Origin of the sequence: Streptomyces sp. NPDC091289, assembly GCF_044757365.1 — a bacterium.
Classification (GTDB): domain Bacteria; phylum Actinomycetota; class Actinomycetes; order Streptomycetales; family Streptomycetaceae; genus Streptomyces.
Window position 1 is genome coordinate 71640 of record NZ_JBIVUT010000001.1, and the last position, 16868, is coordinate 88507.

Here is a 16868-nt window from a genome sequence, read left to right on the forward strand (position 1 = left end):
TCACGTCGCTCAGGCCACTCGCGGACCGGGCGCGCCCGGCGGCCGTCCCGGTCCGTCACAGTCGCGGTCACGGAGGCAGGCGTCCAGCTCGGCGGCCCCGGCCAGCATCGCGCGTCCGCGGGCGGCCAGCCGGGCGTGCCAGTCGTGCAGGGCGGCGGCCAGCGGCTCCAGGCCGCCGGCCGCCCGGACCTGGGCGATCAGCGGTGCGATCCGGTCCAGCCGGTAGCCGCCGCGCCTGAGCTGATGGGCCAGGCCGGCGTCCCGTACGTCGGCCCCGGTGTACACCCGGTACCCGGTTCGCGGGTCGCGGCGCGGGGTCACGAGCCCGGCGCGCTCCCACGTACGGAGTGTGGCGGGCCTGATGCCCAGCTTTCCCGCCAGCGCTCCCACGAACATGTCGCCGGGGCCCGACGCGTCGCCGGGTGCGGGCCCCGCGCCGGGTCCCAGGTCGCGGAGGGCCCTCTCGACGGCGTGCAGGGTCCGCCGGTCCTCCAGGAGCTGGGCGTGGCTCTCGTCGATGAGGCGGAACGCCTCCTCCGGTTCGTCGCGGTTCACCGCCCGCATGATCGCCGTCGCGGTCCCGTGCCCATGGCCGGGGACCAGCGCGAGGAACGCGTCGAGGGCGTGCGCGTGCAGCGCTGTGTAGGTGCGGTAGCCATGGGGGGTGCGCCCGGCGGCCGGGAGGATGCCCGCCGCCTCGTAGTTCCTGACGGCCTGCGTCGACAATCCGTGCCGGCGGGCCAGGTCGACGGGCCGCAGGCGTCCGGCTGTTTGAGGGTTCTGCCGCATGAACCCCACGGTATAGCGGAAAAAGTCTCAACCGAGGGTTCAACGATACGGTTGAAGCCATGGCCAACGACATCAAGGACATCGCCCACGCCGTCGAGGCGTCCGCCGTCATGGGGCTGTTCGCCTCTCCGCCCCGGATGCTGACTCTGGGCGAGCCCACCCACGAGGTGGACGCCCCGCTCCGCCTGCGCAACGCGCTCTTCGGGCAGCTGGTCGAGCGGGAGGGCTACCGGACGATCGCCATCGAGAGCGACTGCGTGGCGGGGCAACTGGTGGACGACTATGTGACGACGGGCGCGGGCACCCTCGACGAGGTGCTGGAGCGGGGGTTCAGCCACGGCCTCGGGGCCTCCGCCGCCAACGGTGAACTGGTGCGCTGGATGCGCGCGTTCAACGAGGGCCGGCCCGTGTCCGACCGGGTCCGGTTCGCCGGCTTCGACGGCCCGCTGGAGATGGCGTACGCCGCGAGCCCCCGGGAGACCCTCACCTCGCTCCATCGCTGTCTCGCGGACCACGTGGACCCGGACCTGCTCCCCTGCACCGCCGAGACGCTCGACCGGCTGCTCGGTGCGGACGACCGGTGGACCGACCCCGCGGCGATGCTGGATCCGTCCGCGTCCTTCGGCCGGTCGGCCGAGGCCGGGGAGCTGCGGCTGCTCGCCGATGATCTGGGGGCGCTGCTCGACGCGTGGACGCCGCACCTCATCGCGGTGACCTCGCGGGACGCGTTCGACCGGGCGCTCCTGCACGCGCGGGCCGCCTCGGGTCTGCTGCGGTACCACTCCTGGATGGCCGACACCTCGCCGAGCCGCCTGGCCCGGCTGACGGGCCTGCGGGACCAGATGATGGCCGGCAATCTCCTCGCGCTCGCCGAACGGGGGCGCGTCCTGGTACACGCCCACAACGGCCATCTCCAGCGGGACATGAGCTCGATGCGGATGGGTGGCCTGCCGCTGGAGTGGTGGAGCGCGGGCTCCATCGTGAACGCCCGCCTGGGCGAGGAGTACGCCTTCCTGGCCACCGCCTTCGGCACGATGCGGCACCAGGGGGTCGACACTCCGCCGCCGGACACCCTCGAAGGCATCCTGTACGCGCTCCCGGACGAGCCTCTCCTGATGGACGCCTCCGAGCTGGCCGCCGCCGTCCGCGCCACGGACCCCGTACGGCGCGCGTCCGCGTACTTCGGCTACGCGCCGCTCGACCCGGCACACCTGCCCCGCATCGACGGAGTCGTGTTCATGAAGGACGTTCCGGAGGACTGAGCACGCCCGGACAGGTGAATCCCGTCCGGTCAGGAATAGGTGGACCGGGCCGTTGTTGATCACACCATGACTTCTGAGATTTCCGGGACGGGCAGGACCTTCGGACGCGTGGGGATCTGGAGCAGCGCCCTGCACGCTTCACGGGTGGACGACGCGGGCGGGGCGGCGCTCGCGGAAGCGCTCGCCGAGCTCGAGGAGCTGGGGTACGGCACCGTCTGGATCGGGGGCAGTCCGACGCCCCGGGACGCCGCCGCCGTCGTGGCCGCCACCCGCTCGATCACCGTGGCCACCGGCATCCTGAGCATCTGGAACCACACGGCCGAGGAGGTGGCGGCCGGGATCGCGGCGATCGATCCGCACGCGCGCCGTCGCTTCGTCCTGGGTCTCGGCGTCAGCCACGGACCGATGGTGCCGCAGTACGCGAAGCCGTACAGCGCGATGGTGGCCTACCTCGACGCTCTCGACGCCACCGAACCGTCCGTGGGCTCCGGGCATCGGGTCCTGGCGGCGCTCGGGCCGAAGATGCTGAAGCTCGCGGCCGGGCGGTCGCTGGGGGCACACCCCTACCTCGTCACCACCGAGCACACCGCGGAGGCCCGTGAGGCGCTCGGCCCCGACGCGCTGCTCGCCCCGGAGCTGAGCGTGGTGCTGGACACCGACCTCGACCGGGCCCGCACCACCGCGCGGACGATGCTGGGGATGTATCTCCGACTGCCCAACTACACCGACAATCTGGTGCGCCTGGGCTTCACGGAAGGCGACTTCGAGGGCGGCGGGAGCGTCCGTCTGCTCGACGCCCTCTTCGCGCTGGGCGACGCCGAGCACGTGGTGCGCCGGACCCAGGAGTACCTCGACGCCGGGGCGGACCACGTGGCGTTGCAGGTGCTCACCGCGGAGGAGGGCGGGGGCGGGCTGCCGCGTGCCGCGTGGCGTGAGCTGGCCGGGGCTTTCGGCGGCAGGCTCTGACGGCCCCGGACCCCATCGGTCAACACGTCGCACACATCGTCCCGTTCGAGTGATGTGCGGCGTGTCGTGGGGATCCCCGCGCGGCTCTGGGCAGCCTCCGTGCGACCGATCGTGGAGGGGGAGCCGTGGGAGTGTCACGCGAGTACGGGCGCACCATCAGTGAGGGTCCGACGCCGGCCGACGCGGCAGGGGCGCCTGCTCTGCCCTACCCGAGCGGCTGGTCCGCGCTGGCCTTCTCGCACGAGCTGCGGCCGGGCACGGTGCTCACCCGGCCGCTCGCGGGGCGCGACGTCGTCCTGTACCGCACCGGCACGGGTACGCTCCGCGCCGTCCGTCCGTACTGCCCGCACCTGGGTGCCCATCTCGGTCTGGCCAAGGTCGAGGGGGAGAATCTCACCTGCCCCTTCCACTTCTTCTCGTTCGGCCCCGACGGTACGTGTGTGCGCACGGGATACGGCACGCCGCCGCCCCGTTCACTCCTGACGCGGTTACCCGTCCACGAGGTGAACGGGGGCGTCTTCGTCTGGCGGCACCACGACGGCCGGGATCCGGACTGGTCCGTCCCGCGGTGGCACGAGATCGGGCACCGGCCCGCGCGTACGGCCGCCTGGGAATTGGCAGGCAACGTCCAGGAGGTCATCGAGAACTCGGTCGACCTCGGGCACTTCGCCACCCTGCACGGCTGGGCGAAGGCCGAGATCGACGGCCCCGTGGCGTACGACGACGCGACGTTCCATGTCTCCATGCGGGCCCACGAGTCGGCGCCGCTCGTGGGCGACTTCACCGTCGATGTGAACGTGGACGGCTACGGCCTCGGCTGTCTGCACGCCGACGTCCACACGCCGCGCTTCGGGCTGCGGATGTGCACGATGGTGATGCCGACGGCCGTCGGGCCCAACCGGATGCAGTTCCGGCAACTGAACCGCATCTCCTTCGACGAGCCGGGTCGGCTGCCGCCCCGGCTGGCCCGGATCGTCAGCCGCACCGCGGCCCGGCTCCTGGACCGCCCCGTCTTCCGGTCCAGTTGCGAGTTCACCGCCGCCGATTTCCCGATCTGGCATCACAAGCAGTACCAGCAGCCGCCCCGGCTGGCTTCCGGCGACGGGCCGATCGGACCGTTCCGGCGGTGGGCCAAGCGGTTCTATCCGGAGACGCCCGGCAGGGGTGCGACGCCCCGGCCGCATCGCGGTGAGGGCGAGGACAGCGCCGTGCTCTCCTGACCTGCCCCGCTCCGCCCCGGGCCCCCGGCTCCGCGGTTCGGGCGCCATTCGGGCAGCGGTCCCGGGAAAGCGGGCGGCCCGATCGACCGGATCGGCGGCCGTCCTGGGTGTGACCAGCGGCGTCACACCCGGGAAACGGGCACGAACGGGCCGAGGGGATCTGGTGAAGCGGCTGGTCGCACCCCTGGAACTGCTTGTACAAACGACACATGAGCCCGAACGGACAAGCGGGCTCCGCCCGCAACGGGCCCAGCAGCGACCAGGGAAGTGCGCCGTGGACACCGAGGAACGCCGTCGGGGAATTCTGGAGACGGCCCGGCGGGAGGGGTCGGTCGGGGTGAACGCCCTCGCGGACCTGTTCAAGGTGGCCAAGGAGACCGTCCGCCGCGATCTGCATGTGCTGGAGGAGCACGGGCTCGTCCGACGGACCCACGGCGGCGCCTACCCGGTGGAGTCGGCCGGTTTCGAGACCACGCTCGCCGTCCGCACCACCCGTAACGTTCCGCAGAAGTCGAGGATCGCGGCCGCCGCCGCCGATCTGCTCGGCGACGCCGAGACGGTCTTCGTCGACGAGGGCTTCACCCCGCAGCTCGTCGCCGAGGCGCTTCCCCAGGACCGGCCGCTGACCGTGGTCACCGCTTCCCTGGCCGTCGCCACCTCCCTCGCCGGGGCGGAGAAGACCTCGGTGCTGCTGCTGGGCGGCCGGGTGCGCGGCTCGACGATGGCGACCGTCGACCACTGGGCCTCCCGGATGCTCGCGGACTTCGTCATCGACCTCGCGTATCTCGGGGCCAACGGCATCTCCCGCGAGTACGGCCTCACCACCCCGGACCCCGCCGTCGCCGAGGTGAAGGCCCAGGCGCTGCGCAGCTCGCGGCGCAGGATCTTCGCCGGGATCCACAGCAAGTTCGGGGCGGTGAGCTTCTGCCGGTTCGCCGGGGTCGGCGACTTCGAAGCGATCGTCACCGACGCCGGGCTCCCCTCGGCCGAGGCTCAGCGCTACTCCCTCCTGGGCCCCCAGGTCATCCGCGTCTGACCGGCCGGCCACCGAGCCGGCCGCCCGTACCGCCCTCCGCAAGGCTCCCGCACACCCGCTCCACCCTCACCGCCGGGGCCTGGCTCGCCATGCCCGCAACGACCCGATCACCGAGCCGCTACGACTGATCAGGAGCCCCCATGCCTCATCCGCCTCACCCGCCTCATCGAGGACGCCGCCGCCGGCCACGTATGCGTGGCCGGGCCTGCGCGGTGACCGCCGCCCTGGCCCTGCTCGCCACCGGCTGCGCCGGAGCGGGCGGGACCGCCTTCGGGGGCGGCGACGCGCTGAACGTACTGATGGTGAACAACCCGCAGATGGTCGAACTGCAGAAGCTGACCGCAAAGCACTTCACGAAGGAGACCGGCATCAAGGTCCACTTCACGGTGCTGCCGGAGAACGACGTACGGGACAAGATCAGCCAGGACTTCTCCAACCAGGCCGGTCAGTACGACGTCGCCACCATCAGCAACTTCGAGCTGCCCTTCTTCGCCAAGAACGGCTGGCTGCACCCCCTCGACGACTACGCGGAGGCCGACACCGCCTTCGACCAGAAGGACATCCTGCGACCGCTGCGGGAATCGCTGACCGCCGAGGACGGCAAGCTCTACGCCCAGCCCTTCTACGGCGAGTCGTCCTTCCTGATGTACCGCAAGGACGTCTTCGAGAAGCAGGGCCTCACCATGCCCGACAAGCCGACCTGGGAGCAGGTGGCGAAGCTCGCCGAGCGGACGGACGGGGCGGAGCGCGGGATGAAGGGCATCTGCCTGCGCGGACTGCCCGGCTGGGGCGAGGTGATCGCCCCGCTCACCACGGTCGTCAACACGATGGGCGGCACCTGGTTCACCGAGGACTGGGAACCCCGGCTGACCGCACCGGAGTTCACGAAGGCGACGAAGTTCTACGTGGACCTCGTGCGGAAGCACGGTGAGCTCGGCGCGCCGCAGTCCGGGTACGCCGAGTGCCTGAACAACATGACCCAGGGCAAGACGGCCATGTGGTACGACGCCACCGCGGGCGCCGGGTCCCTGGAGGCGAAGGGCTCCCCGGTGAAGGGGAAGATCGGTTACGTCCCCGCCCCCGTCGAGCGGACCAAGAGCTCCGGCTGGCTCTACACCTGGGCCTGGGGTTTGCAGAAGGCGTCCAAGAAGGCCGACGACGCCTGGAAGTTCGTGTCCTGGGCCTCCGGCAAGGAGTACGAGGAGCTCGTCGGCGCCACCAGCGGCTGGTCCAACGTGCCCGCCGGCAAACGGGCCTCCACCTACGCCAACCCCGACTACCGGGCGGAGGCGGGCGCGTTCGCCGATGTCACCGAGCGGGCCATCTCCGAGGCCGATCCGAGGAATCCGGGCACCCAGCCCCGCCCGACGGCGGGCATCCAGTTCGTCGGCGTACCGGAGTTCACCGATCTGGGCACCCGGGTGGCGCAGGAAATCAGCGCCGCCATCGCGGGCCGCCAGTCGGTGGACGCCGCGCTCGCCGCCTCCCAGAAGCTGGCCGAGAAGGTCGCGGAGGAGTACCGATGACCGTCACCGCAACGAGAGAGACCACGTCCCCACCGGTCCCGGCGAAGAAGCCGGGGGCCGGCAACAGGCGGCGCGCCTGGGCGACCCGCGCTCCCCTGCTGCCCGCGCTGATCTTCCTGATCGCCGTCACCCAACTGCCCTTCGTGGCGACCCTGGTGATCTCGCTCTTCGACTGGAACTCCCTCAAGCCGGAGAAGCGCCACTTCACCGGTCTTTCCAACTACGCGTCCGTCTTCACCGACGAGGCTTTGCGCGAATCGGTCGTGACGACCGTCGTCCTGACCGCGTCCGTCGTGATCGTCAGCGTCGTGCTGGGCCTCGCCTTCGCCCTGCTCCTGGACCGCGCCTTCTTCGGCCGGGGGTTCGTACGCACCCTGCTGATCACCCCGTTCCTGCTGGTGCCGGTCTCCGCCGCACTGCTGTGGAAGCACGCGCTCTACAACCCGGAGTACGGGCTGTTCAACGGGGCGCTCACCTGGTTCGGCGAACTGTTCGGCATCGAATCCATCGCGCAGCCGGAGTGGACGTCCGAAATGCCGCTGATCGCCATCGAGGCGTCGCTCGTGTGGCAGTGGACGCCGTTCATGATGCTGATCCTGCTGGCCGGGCTGCAGAGCAGGCCGACCGAGATCATGGAGGCCGCACGGCTGGACGGGGCCGGGCCCTGGCAGATATTCCGCTATCTGACCCTGCCGCATCTGCGCCGCTACCTCGAACTCGGCATCCTGCTCGGGTCGGTGTACATCGTGCAGAACTTCGACGCGGTGTTCACGATCACCTCCGGTGGTCTCGGCACCGCCAACCTCCCGTACACCGTCTACGAGACCTTCTACCGGGCCCATGAGTACGGGCTGGCGTCCGCCGCCGGTGTGGTCGTGGTGATCGGCACGATCATCATCGCCACCTTCGCGCTCCGGGTGGTCTCCTCCCTCTTCCGTGAGGAGGCGAGCCGCGCATGAGCGCCTCGACCGTGACATCCGCTTCCGTCGGCACCGCTAGCCATAACCCTTCCACGCGCAAGGCCCGGCGGCGCTCGGCCGCCCTGGGCGTGGTCGCCTGGGCCGTCGGGATCGTCTTCTGTCTGCCCGCCCTGTGGATGGTGCTGACGTCCTTCCACGCGGAGGCCGACGCGGCGACCAACCCGCCGTCGCTCGCCGCCGCGCTGACGCTGGACGGCTACCGCACGTTCTTCGGCGGCGGGGGCGGCCCGACGCCGTGGCCCCCGCTGGTCAACTCGCTGGCGGCCTCGTTCTTCTCGACGGTGCTGGTGCTGCTGCTCGCGCTTCCGGCGGCGTACGCGCTGTCCATCCGGCGGGTGCGCAAGTGGACGGACGTGATGTTCTTCTTCCTGTCCACCAAGATGCTGCCGGTGGTGGCCGGGCTGCTGCCGGTGTACCTGTTCGCGAAGAACACGGGGCTGCTGGACAACATCTGGCTGCTGGTCCTGCTCTACACCTCGATGAACCTGCCGATCGCGGTGTGGATGATGCAGTCCTTCCTCGCGGACGTCCCCGTCTCCATCATCGAGGCGGCGCAGGTAGACGGGGCCCGGCTGCCGACGGTGCTGCGCCGGGTCGTCGCCCCGGTCGCCGGTCCCGGTATCGCCGCGACCGCCCTGATCTGCTTCATCTTCAGCTGGAACGAGCTGTTGTTCGCCCGGGTGCTGACCGGCGTGGTCGCCGGGACCGCACCCGTGCATCTGACCACCTTCGTCACCAGCCAGGGCCTCTTCCTCGCCCAGCTGTGCGCGGCGTCCGTGGTCGTGTCCCTGCCGGTGCTCGTCGCCGGCTACGCCGCCCAGGACAAACTCGTCCAGGGCCTCTCCTTGGGAGCAGTCAAATGAGGGCAGCCATCGTCGAAGCCCCCGGCAAGGTCTCCGTGACCACCGTCCCGGACCCCACGCCCGGCCCGCGCGACGTGGTCGTCAAGGTGGCGTCGTGCGGGCTGTGCGGCACCGATCTCCACATCCTCCAGGGGGAGTTCGCGCCGACCCTGCCGATCGTGCCCGGTCATGAGTTCGCCGGGGAGGTCGTCGGCCTCGGTGCGGACGTCACGGAACTGTCCGTCGGCGACCTGGTGGCCGTGGACCCCTCGCTGCACTGCCACGAGTGCCGCTACTGCCGTTCGGGCCGGGGCAACCTCTGTGACAACTGGGCGGCGATCGGCGTCACCGTACCCGGGGGCGCGGCCGAGTTCGCGGTGGCTCCGGTCGCCAACTGCGTACGCCTGTCGGAGCACATCGACGTGCGGGACGCGGCGCTGATCGAGCCGCTGTCCTGCGCGGTGCGCGGGTACGACGTGCTCAACGGCAATCTCGGGGCCCAGGTGCTGATCTACGGGTCCGGGACCATGGGGCTGATGATGCTGGAGCTGGCCAAGCGCACCGGCGCCGCGTCGGTGGACATGCTGGACGTCAACGCCCAGCGGCTGGCCACCGCGACGACGCTCGGCTGCACGGGCGCCGCCGCCCGTGCCGAGGAGCTGGACCGGCCGGGCGGCTGGGACGTCGTCATCGACGCCACGGGCAACGCCGGGGCGATCCAGGACGGTCTGGGGAGGGTCGCCAAGGGCGGCACGTTCCTCCAGTTCGGGGTCTCCGACTACGCCACCACCGCGGTGATCGAGCCGTACCGGATCTACAACCAGGAGATCACCATCACCGGTTCGATGGCGGTCCTGCACAGCTACGAGCGGGCTGCCGCGCTCTTCGCGAGCGGGGTGCTGGACGCGTCGGTGTTCATCAGCGACCGGCTGCCGCTGGAGCAGTACCCGCAGGCGATCGAGCGTTTCCGGGCGGGGATCGGCCGCAAGATCGTGGTGGAGCCGTGACGGACACGCCGTCCTCGGGGCCCGGCTCCGTCCGGCGCCCCGGCTCCGTCCTGGTGCTCGGTGAGGCGCTGGTGGATCTGGTGCCGGCCGGCGGTGAGGCCGGGGTTCTGGCGGCCCAGCCGGGTGGCGCGCCCGCGAACGTCGCGGTGGGTCTTGCCCGGCTCGGCGGGCGGCCGTCCTTCGTGGGCGGGCTCGGCGACGACGCCTTCGGTCGCCGTATCGAGGCGTGGCTGTCCGGTGCGGGCGTCGATCTCGCACTGAGCGCCCGGCCGGCGCTGCCCACGGCGCTCGCGGTGGCCGACCCGGGCGAGCGGGGGAACACGTACCACTTCCATCTCGGGGACACGGCGACCTTCCGGCTGCCGGACCGGGCACCGGAGGCGGCGCGCTTCGGCGCGGTGTACGTGGGCGGGCTCGCCGCGGTGGTGGAGCCGGCGGCCCGGGTCGTGGCGGCCACCGCGCGGGCGGCCGCCCGTATGGGGCTGCTCGTGGTGGATCCGAATGTGCGCGAGGACCGCACGATCGATCCCGTACGGAGTCTGGAGCGGCTGCGTGAGCTGTGCTCTCTCGCGCACGTCGTGAAGGCGAGCGACGAGGATCTGGTGCGGCTGTGGCCGGACGCGGCCCCGGAGGCGAGCTGCCGCAGGCTCGCCGGTCAGGGGCGGCTGGTGGTGATGACCCGGGGTGCGCGGGGGGCCGTCGCGTACGTCCATGACGCCCCGGCGGTCTCCGTCCCGGCCCTGCCGGTGCGGGTGGTGAACACGATCGGGGCGGGCGACGCGTTCATGGCGGGGATGCTGACCTGGCTCGGGACGGAGGCGGGCTGGGATCCGGCGCTGTCCGCCGGTCGGACGGAGGCGATGCTGGAGTACGCGGTCGGGACGGCCGCGTCGGTCTGTGCCCGGGCGGGAACGGAACCCACGGCCCCGCTTGGGGTGTGAACCCGTCGCCCATCGGGCATCACCATCGGGACCCGAGTTCCGCACGGCCTTCCCCCGGCCCACGGAAACCGCCGCGGCCCCACCGGGCTCCTCCGCCCGGTGGGGCCGCGGCGCGGTCTCAGCTCTGGGGACGCTTGCCGTGGTTCGCGCCGTTCTTGCGGCGGGCCTTCTTCTTACGACGTCGCTTCGAGGACATCGACCCCTCCATCTCTCTGCTGTGTGCTTCCGTTGCGGGCGGTCGGCGGACGGGTGGCCCGGAGATCACCGGGACGCCTGCCCAGGGACACCGTGGCAAACCCGCGGTGCGCACGCAACCGGCGGTGCGCACCGGGCGGGTGTGGACAGGTGTGCGGAGGCCGCCGGCCGGGATTCCGGCGCTCAGGGCCGGTAGCGCAGCGGGTGGTCGTCCGGCACCTCGACGACGGCGATCCGCACCCCGTCGGGGTCCTCGATCCACATCTCGACCAGGCCCCAGGGTTCGCGCCTCGGCGGTCGCAGGACGGTCACGTCCTTCGCCCGCAGCTCGTCGTGGGCGGCCTCGGCGTCTTCGACCTGGAGCCAGATCCGCACGGCCGACGAGGGCGGCTCCTCGCCCCGGCCGGAGACCTCCAGGAACCCGCCGCCGAGGAAGTAGACCGTGCCGCGCTCGGGGCCCGTACCGAACTCGCGGTAGACGGCGAGGCCCAGGGCCTCGCCGTAGAAGGCGCGGGAACGCTCGGGGTCGGTGGGGTGCAGCAGAATCCTGCTGCCCAGTACGTGCACCATGGGCCGAGCGTACGCCTTCGGCCCCGACGGGCGGGCTCCCCGGGACCGGTCAGTTGCCCAGGTCGTCGATGAAGTCGTCCGTGCACCGGTTCTCGGCCGCCTGGCCACTGGCCCGGTTCAGACAGTCCTCGAAGTTCTTGAACTCCTGGGAGTCCAGGACGGAGATGGCCAGCACGAGGACGACCGCGGAACCGATGAGCCCGAGCGCCCCGAACGCGGCGCCGACTATCGCCATCACCCGGCGCGGCGCGCGGCCCTGGCGGGTGCGGAGCGCGGCGATGATGCCGAAGACGATGGCGAGCAGGCCGAGGAGCAGCCCGCCCACCACGGTCCAGAAGGACAGGCAGGCGATGATGCCGAGAACGAGGGCGGCGACCGCGAACCCGTTCGTCGGTGCGGGCCCCTGGGCGGCGTAGGGGTCGGGACCGGCGGTGGGCTGACCCGGGTACGAAGGATCCGGGTACGAGGGAAGGGACATCGGGGAGGTGCTCCTGTTCTCCTGGCTTTTCGTCCACCTGCCCCGTGGCCCGGTCTCCATGCGCCGGTTTGGTCACGCTCCGGCAACTAAATGCGCTGGCCAGGGGCGTCTCGGCGGAGCTGCGCCGACAGGTGGTGCTGCAGCGGCCGGCCGATCGCGGCGAGGTCGTGGACGAAGCTGAGCGTGTCCGGGGCCGTCAGGGTGTAGCGGCGGCGGGTGGCATCGACGTCCTTCGCCGTGGGGGCGAGGGACACCCGCTCGGTGGCGAGGTCCACCGAGCCGTCGCGGGCGTGGCCGACCGAGATCTCCGCGATGCCGGTGGGCTGGGTGATCAGGGCCTCCACCCGCCCGTCGGGCTGCAGGCGCCACCACCCGCTCTCCCGGGCGGACGGCCGCAGGGGGTGCCCGTCGGCGTCGAGCAGCCAGGCCCGCGCCTCGTACGCGAGGAAGGGCCGGCCGTCGTGGCTGAAGGTGACTTCCTGCGCATACGTGAAGTCCGCCTCCAGCGTCGGATACCCGCCGCGGCCGGTGCCCCGCCAGGTGCCGAGATACCCGGTCACCGGGGCGAGCAGGGGGTGCGGCGCGGGGGACGCGTCGGGGCGGAGGGCGTCGGGGAAGGGGAGTTGGCGGACGGGGTCGTGCATGGGTGGGTGCGCTCCTGGGTCGGGTCGGTCCGGCTCGGAGTCGCAGCCTAGGGGACGACGGCAGCCCCGCAGGGGTGTGCGGGGCTGCCGTCGGCGGGAGTTCAGTTGTGGGCGAGCAGGGCGTTCTCGTCGAGGCGGATGATGCGGGGAAGCCGTTTGATGGTGGCTTCGCGGTGGGCGATGACGATGAGGGTGCGGTCCGCCCTGAGGGTGTCGATCGCGGTTTCCAGGGTGCGTGCCGTGTCGGGGTCGATGTCGGCGGTGGCCTCGTCGAGGACGAGGACCGCCGGGTCCAGGAGTGCCGCGCGGACCAGGCCGATCAGTTGGAGTTCACCGGCCGAGAGCCGGCCGGTGCCGCGGCCGAGGTCGGTGTGCAGCCCCTCGTCGAGCGAGCTGATCCACCCGGTGAGGCCCAGGTGTTCGACGGCCTCGGCGATGCTCTGTTCGTCGGGGTCGCCGGGCACCAGTCGGAGGTTGTCGAGGAGGGTTCCCTCGATCATGTGGACGCGCTGCGGGATCAGGACGATCCGGCGGCGCAGTTCGGCGGGGGCGAGGGCGGCAAGGTCGTGGCCGTCGTAGCGGACAGTGCCGCTGTCGGGGGCGTAGAGGCCGGTGACGATCTTGGCGAGGGTGGTCTTGCCGGAGCCGGTGGGGCCGACGAGGCCGACGCGCTCGCCCGCCTCCACCCGTACGGAGAGCCCGCCCAGGACCTCGGTGCCCGCCACGTAGGAGTAGTGGAGGTCCTCGATGTCCAGGGCGCCGCGTTCGGCGGTGACCGGGCTCCGCGCCGCGGCGTCGTCCGGTGCGGGCCGGGGGGCGTGGATCCCGGCGCGGGGGGCCGTGGTGGTGAGGAGGTCGAGCAGCCGGGCGAGGCCGACGAGGGAGATCTGCACCTGTCCGACGAGGTTGGACGCCTGGGTGGCGGAGTCGAACAGCTGGCGGGTGGCGAGGATGAAGACGACGACCGTGCCGACGCTGATGGAGCCCCGGGCGGCGAGCCAGCCGCCGACCAGGAGGAGCACGGCCGTGGTGAGGCTCTGGACGATGCGGGCGAGGCTGATCAGGAACAGGCTGCGCTGGCTGCGCCGGGCCGCGCGGTAGCGGCGTTCGTTGTCCGCGAGGAACCGCTCGCGCCAGAAGCCGATGCCGCCGCCGGTCTGGAGCATCTCGCGGGACTGGACGAGCTCGCGGTAGGTCGTGGCGACGGTGCCGGCGGCGGCGGCCTCGGCGGCGAAGGCCGGGTTGGCGGCCTTCTTGAAGAGCCGCAGGACGGTGACGATGGCGGGGACGAACACCACGGCCAGGGCGAGGGTCAGCAGCGGCGAGTAGGTGAGCAGCAGGACGGTGGTGAAGAGGAGGTACGCGGCGACGGTGAGGACGTCGGGGAGCTGGCTGCGGACGAAGTTGGCGAGGTCGGCGATCTCGGTGGTGGTGCGTCGGAGCAGGTCGCCCGAGGGGTGGGCTTCGAGGAAGCGGAGCGGGGCCCGGGAGAGCCGGGTGACGGCGAGTTCGCGCAGGGCGCGGACGACGCGTTCGCCGACGGCGATGAGGAGCAGTTCGGACTGGCGGAACAGGAACAGCCGCAGCAGCGCCAGTACGGTGAGGGCGGCGACGGCGGTGAAGAGGCCGGAGCGGTCCCGCTCCAGGATCTCGTCGACGCCCGCGCCGATGACGGCGGGCACGGCGACGGTGGTGGCGGTCGCGGCGGCTCCGGCCAGCAGCGCGAGGGTGATGCCCCGGCGCTCGGGCCGCATGTGCGGCCAGGCTCTGCGCAGTACGCGGCGCTGGTCGGGGGTCGCGGTCAGGCGCTGGTGCTCAGCCACCGGTGGTCACCCGCTCTTCCGTGTCGTCGGGGGCGGCCGCCTCGGCCGGGGCGAGGGTCAGGGTGCGGTCGGCCGCGTCGAGGAAGCCGCCGCGGTGGGTGGCGCAGACGATCGCGGTCCCGCCGGACCAGGCGCGCAGCCTTTCCAGCAGGGTGCGTTCGGTGGCCGTGTCGATCGCGGAGGTGATGTCGTCGAGGAGGAGGACGGGAGGCTTGCGCAGGACGGCGCGGGCGAGGGCCAGCCGTTGGAGCTGGCCGCCGGAGAGGGTGCTGCCGCGTTCGCCGACGAGGGTGTCGAGGCCGTCGGGGGCCGTGTCGAGGTAGTCGTCGAGGGCGGCGGTTCGGCAGGCATGGCGCAGTTCGTCGTCGGTGTGGGCGGAGCCGAGGCGGAGGTTGTCGGCGAGGGTTCCGCTGACGGTGACGGGGCGCTGCGGTACGTAGCCGAGCCGGGCGTGGACCTCGGCGGTGTCGGCCTCCTCCAGTGGGCGGCCGCCGAAGCGCACGGTGCCGGTGGTGGGCGGGAGGAGTCCGGCGAGGATCCTCAGCAGCGTCGTCTTGCCGGAGCCGGTGGGGCCGGTGACGGCGACCAGTTCGCCGGGGCGCACGGTGAGGTCGACCGGGGCGAGGATCCGGTGGCCGTCGGCGCTGTGGGCGACGCCCTCGGCGGTGAGGTCACCGGTCGCGGGCAGCGCCGCCGTTCCCGGGGCCCGGTCCGTGGGGTGCGGCAGCAGGACGTCCTGGAGGCGTCGGGCCGCGGTGGTGGCCTGGCTGAGCTGGCTGATCCGCAGGGTGATGACGCCGACCCAGAGGACGAGCATGCTCATCCAGCTGGTGAAGGCGACGATGCCGCCGACGGACATGGTGCCGCGCAGTACGGCGACGCCGCCGAGGCCGAGGCCGGCGCCGATGGCGAGGGCGGGCACGAAGGGCGAGAGGGCGGCCCACCCGGCGGAGACCCGGCCGGTGATCAGGGTGTGTTCGGTGACCGTGGCGCTGCGCTCGTGGTGGCGTCGCACCAGGGCGGGTTCACCGCCGAGGCCGCGGACGGCGGCGCTGGCGGAGAGCAGTTCCTCGACGGCGTCGGCGCGGCTGCCGTGGGCGGCGGAGAGCGCGGTGTTGGCCGCGCCGAACCGCTTGGGGAACCAGTAGGTGTTGATCCACACCAGGGGCGGTACGCACAGGAGGCAGATCAGGGCCAGGAGCGGGTCGAGCCGCATGATCGCGACGATCATGACGATGAATCCGGTGACGCCCGTGAGGAACGAGGCGACGCCGGAGAGCCAGCCGCGGACCAGGTCCACGTCGCGGGTGCCGCGCATGCCGAGGTCGCCCTCCCCGTACCGGGCGAGGGTCCGGGTGTCGAGGCGGGAGACGCGGTCGGCCAGGGCGATGTAGAGGCGGTTGCCCTGGGTGGTGGCGAGGAGGGTGGAGTACCAGCCGAGGACCATTTCCGCGAGGGCGGCGAGGATGCCGGCGCCGACGATGACCAGGGCCCAGTGGAGGAGGGCGGAGCGGTCCTCGTGGACGATGCCCTGGTCGACGGCGCGTTCGATGAACCAGGGCAGGGCGATCAGGGCGAGCTGGTAGACGAGTCCGCCGAGGACCGCGAGGCCGGCGAGGCCGGGGCGGTCGCGGAGGCAGCCCGTGAGGAGTCTCAGCCCGTCGCGGGTGGTGGGTTCGTACGGCCGCTGCTTCTCGGTCGTGGCGTTCACGCTCCACCCCGTCCGGATGCGGGTGCGGACGCGACGCGACCGGGGACGGCGGGGCTCGCGCCCTCGGGGCGGCGGGCGAAGAAGTCGAGCATGGCGGCGTTGACCTCCGCGGGGCGTTCGAGGTGGCCGTAGTGGCCGCAGCGTTCGATCTCGGTGTAGCGGGCTCCGGGGACGGTGTCGGCGATCTCCCGGGTGGCCGCCGCCGGGATCATGACGTCGTCGGCGAAGCCGATGCACAGGAGCGGTACGTCGAGGGTGGCGTACCGGGGCAGTTGGTCGATGCCGCGCATGACCTCGTACTGGGCGCGGACGCCCGGGCCCGTCGCTCCGCCCGCGTAGGTGAAGATGTCGAGCCAGTCCCGTACGGCGCCGGGGTCGCGCAGGGTGTGGGGCGACAGGTAGCACAGGGCCTGGAAGACGGCCCGGTGCGAGGCGGGGACGGCGGCTCCGCTGTCGTGCAGGTCGGCGGCCGCGCCGGAGACGGCGGAGCCGAAGGTGTCGAGGCGGGCCCGGCCGGCCATCAGCACGGCCTGGCTGACGAGTTCGGGCCGGGTGAGGAGGAGTTCGCCGACGATGGACGCGCCGAGGGAGAAGCCGACGACGCGGCAGGGCGGGAGGGAAAGGTGCTCGATCAGGGCGGCCAGGTCCGCGGCCATGGTGTCCAGGGTGATGCCGCCGGGAGGTAAGGCGTTCGGCGGGATGCCGCGGTTGTCCGGGGCGATGACCCGGTAGCCCGCGGCCACCAGGGCGGGGGTCTGGTGGGCGCGCCAGGCGGTGCGGGTGGCGCCGGTGCCGTTGACGAGCACCACGGGCTCTCCGTCGCCGCCGGTGTCGTCGTGGACGAGGTCGATGCCGTTGAGGGATACGGAAGGCATGGT

Annotated in this window: 17 protein-coding genes; 9 read left to right on the forward strand and 8 right to left on the reverse strand. The window is 72.2% G+C overall.

Features of this window, described 5'->3' with window-relative positions:
* Nucleotides 1-9: 9 nt before the first annotated feature.
* The gene (locus tag ACIQPT_RS00340) at nt 10-789 is read right to left on the reverse strand and encodes a TioE family transcriptional regulator (protein WP_401150765.1); all 780 of its coding nucleotides are present in this window, start codon (nt 787-789) and stop codon (nt 10-12) included.
* A gap of 59 nt (nt 790-848) precedes the next feature.
* On the opposite strand from ACIQPT_RS00340, the gene ACIQPT_RS00345 reads away from it, so the two are divergent.
* From ACIQPT_RS00345 to ACIQPT_RS00385, 9 genes are all read left to right on the forward strand, one after another.
* Nucleotides 849-2051, forward strand: a complete 1203-nt coding sequence (locus tag ACIQPT_RS00345) for an erythromycin esterase family protein (RefSeq protein WP_401150768.1) — start codon at nt 849-851, stop codon at nt 2049-2051.
* 66 nt (nt 2052-2117) lie between these two features.
* Nucleotides 2118-3017, forward strand: coding sequence for a TIGR03620 family F420-dependent LLM class oxidoreductase (locus ACIQPT_RS00350; RefSeq protein ID WP_401150771.1), 900 nt, complete (start codon nt 2118-2120; stop codon nt 3015-3017).
* A 125-nt stretch (nt 3018-3142) separates the two neighbouring features.
* The gene (locus ACIQPT_RS00355; protein ID WP_401150774.1) at nt 3143-4237 is read left to right on the forward strand and encodes a Rieske 2Fe-2S domain-containing protein; all 1095 of its coding nucleotides are present in this window, start codon (nt 3143-3145) and stop codon (nt 4235-4237) included.
* 274 nt (nt 4238-4511) lie between these two features.
* A complete protein-coding gene (locus tag ACIQPT_RS00360) occupies nt 4512-5273 on the forward strand; it encodes a DeoR/GlpR family DNA-binding transcription regulator (protein ID WP_401150777.1) in 762 nt (253 codons plus the stop codon).
* Between the two features lie 191 nt (nt 5274-5464).
* The gene (locus ACIQPT_RS00365; RefSeq protein ID WP_401150780.1) at nt 5465-6799 is read left to right on the forward strand and encodes an ABC transporter substrate-binding protein; all 1335 of its coding nucleotides are present in this window, start codon (nt 5465-5467) and stop codon (nt 6797-6799) included.
* The gene (locus tag ACIQPT_RS00370; protein WP_401150783.1) at nt 6796-7758 is read left to right on the forward strand and encodes a carbohydrate ABC transporter permease; all 963 of its coding nucleotides are present in this window, start codon (nt 6796-6798) and stop codon (nt 7756-7758) included. Before ACIQPT_RS00365 ends, ACIQPT_RS00370 begins: the two co-directional genes overlap by 4 nt.
* Nucleotides 7755-8642: a carbohydrate ABC transporter permease gene (locus ACIQPT_RS00375; protein WP_401150785.1), complete on the forward strand. Its 888-nt coding sequence runs from the start codon at nt 7755-7757 to the stop codon at nt 8640-8642. The genes ACIQPT_RS00370 and ACIQPT_RS00375 overlap by 4 nt, the downstream gene beginning before the upstream one ends.
* Complete coding sequence (locus tag ACIQPT_RS00380; protein WP_401150788.1) at nt 8639-9628, forward strand: zinc-dependent alcohol dehydrogenase family protein; 990 nt, start codon at nt 8639-8641, stop codon at nt 9626-9628. Before ACIQPT_RS00375 ends, ACIQPT_RS00380 begins: the two co-directional genes overlap by 4 nt.
* Nucleotides 9625-10569, forward strand: a complete 945-nt coding sequence (locus tag ACIQPT_RS00385; RefSeq protein WP_401150790.1) for a carbohydrate kinase — start codon at nt 9625-9627, stop codon at nt 10567-10569. The genes ACIQPT_RS00380 and ACIQPT_RS00385 overlap by 4 nt, the downstream gene beginning before the upstream one ends.
* 118 nt (nt 10570-10687) lie before the next feature.
* Here ACIQPT_RS00385 and ACIQPT_RS00390 read toward each other — a convergent pair whose 3' ends face one another.
* The 7 genes from ACIQPT_RS00390 to ACIQPT_RS00420 form a co-directional block, all read right to left on the reverse strand.
* A complete protein-coding gene (locus ACIQPT_RS00390) occupies nt 10688-10765 on the reverse strand; it encodes a 50S ribosomal protein bL37 (protein ID WP_370454205.1) in 78 nt (25 codons plus the stop codon).
* A gap of 182 nt (nt 10766-10947) precedes the next feature.
* Nucleotides 10948-11334, reverse strand: a complete 387-nt coding sequence (locus ACIQPT_RS00395) for a VOC family protein (protein WP_401150793.1) — start codon at nt 11332-11334, stop codon at nt 10948-10950.
* A gap of 49 nt (nt 11335-11383) precedes the next feature.
* The gene (locus ACIQPT_RS00400) at nt 11384-11812 is read right to left on the reverse strand and encodes a DUF4190 domain-containing protein (protein WP_401150795.1); all 429 of its coding nucleotides are present in this window, start codon (nt 11810-11812) and stop codon (nt 11384-11386) included.
* Nucleotides 11813-11898: 86 nt separating this feature from the next.
* On the reverse strand, nt 11899-12456 hold the full coding sequence (locus ACIQPT_RS00405; protein ID WP_401150797.1) for an FABP family protein: 558 nt from the start codon (nt 12454-12456) through the stop codon (nt 11899-11901).
* 101 nt (nt 12457-12557) lie between these two features.
* On the reverse strand, nt 12558-14279 hold the full coding sequence (locus ACIQPT_RS00410) for an ABC transporter ATP-binding protein (RefSeq protein ID WP_401150799.1): 1722 nt from the start codon (nt 14277-14279) through the stop codon (nt 12558-12560).
* Nucleotides 14272-15990, reverse strand: a complete 1719-nt coding sequence (locus ACIQPT_RS00415) for an ABC transporter ATP-binding protein (RefSeq protein ID WP_401150801.1) — start codon at nt 15988-15990, stop codon at nt 14272-14274. The genes ACIQPT_RS00410 and ACIQPT_RS00415 overlap by 8 nt, the downstream gene beginning before the upstream one ends.
* Nucleotides 15987-16865 carry an alpha/beta fold hydrolase gene (locus tag ACIQPT_RS00420; protein ID WP_401150804.1) on the reverse strand — a complete coding sequence of 293 codons (879 nt, stop codon included), beginning with the start codon at nt 16863-16865 and terminating at the stop codon, nt 15987-15989. Before ACIQPT_RS00420 ends, ACIQPT_RS00415 begins: the two co-directional genes overlap by 4 nt.
* Nucleotides 16866-16868: the final 3 nt, after the last annotated feature.

Bases quoted from the DNA above. Each gene is read 5' to 3' on its own strand.
- ACIQPT_RS00350 (WP_401150771.1), top strand. From the start codon at position 2,118: ATGACTTCTGAGATTTCCGGGACGGGCAGGACCTTCGGACGCGTGGGG.
- ACIQPT_RS00390 (WP_370454205.1), bottom strand. From the start codon at position 10,765: ATGTCCTCGAAGCGACGTCGTAAGAAGAAGGCCCGCCGCAAGAACGGC.
- ACIQPT_RS00405 (WP_401150797.1), bottom strand. From the start codon at position 12,456: ATGCACGACCCCGTCCGCCAACTCCCCTTCCCCGACGCCCTCCGCCCC.
- ACIQPT_RS00400 (WP_401150795.1), bottom strand. From the start codon at position 11,812: ATGTCCCTTCCCTCGTACCCGGATCCTTCGTACCCGGGTCAGCCCACC.
- ACIQPT_RS00420 (WP_401150804.1), bottom strand. From the start codon at position 16,865: ATGCCTTCCGTATCCCTCAACGGCATCGACCTCGTCCACGACGACACC.
- ACIQPT_RS00380 (WP_401150788.1), top strand. From the start codon at position 8,639: ATGAGGGCAGCCATCGTCGAAGCCCCCGGCAAGGTCTCCGTGACCACC.
- ACIQPT_RS00370 (WP_401150783.1), top strand. From the start codon at position 6,796: ATGACCGTCACCGCAACGAGAGAGACCACGTCCCCACCGGTCCCGGCG.
- ACIQPT_RS00375 (WP_401150785.1), top strand. From the start codon at position 7,755: ATGAGCGCCTCGACCGTGACATCCGCTTCCGTCGGCACCGCTAGCCAT.
- ACIQPT_RS00345 (WP_401150768.1), top strand. From the start codon at position 849: ATGGCCAACGACATCAAGGACATCGCCCACGCCGTCGAGGCGTCCGCC.
- ACIQPT_RS00365 (WP_401150780.1), top strand. From the start codon at position 5,465: ATGCGTGGCCGGGCCTGCGCGGTGACCGCCGCCCTGGCCCTGCTCGCC.
- ACIQPT_RS00395 (WP_401150793.1), bottom strand. From the start codon at position 11,334: ATGGTGCACGTACTGGGCAGCAGGATTCTGCTGCACCCCACCGACCCC.
- ACIQPT_RS00340 (WP_401150765.1), bottom strand. From the start codon at position 789: ATGCGGCAGAACCCTCAAACAGCCGGACGCCTGCGGCCCGTCGACCTG.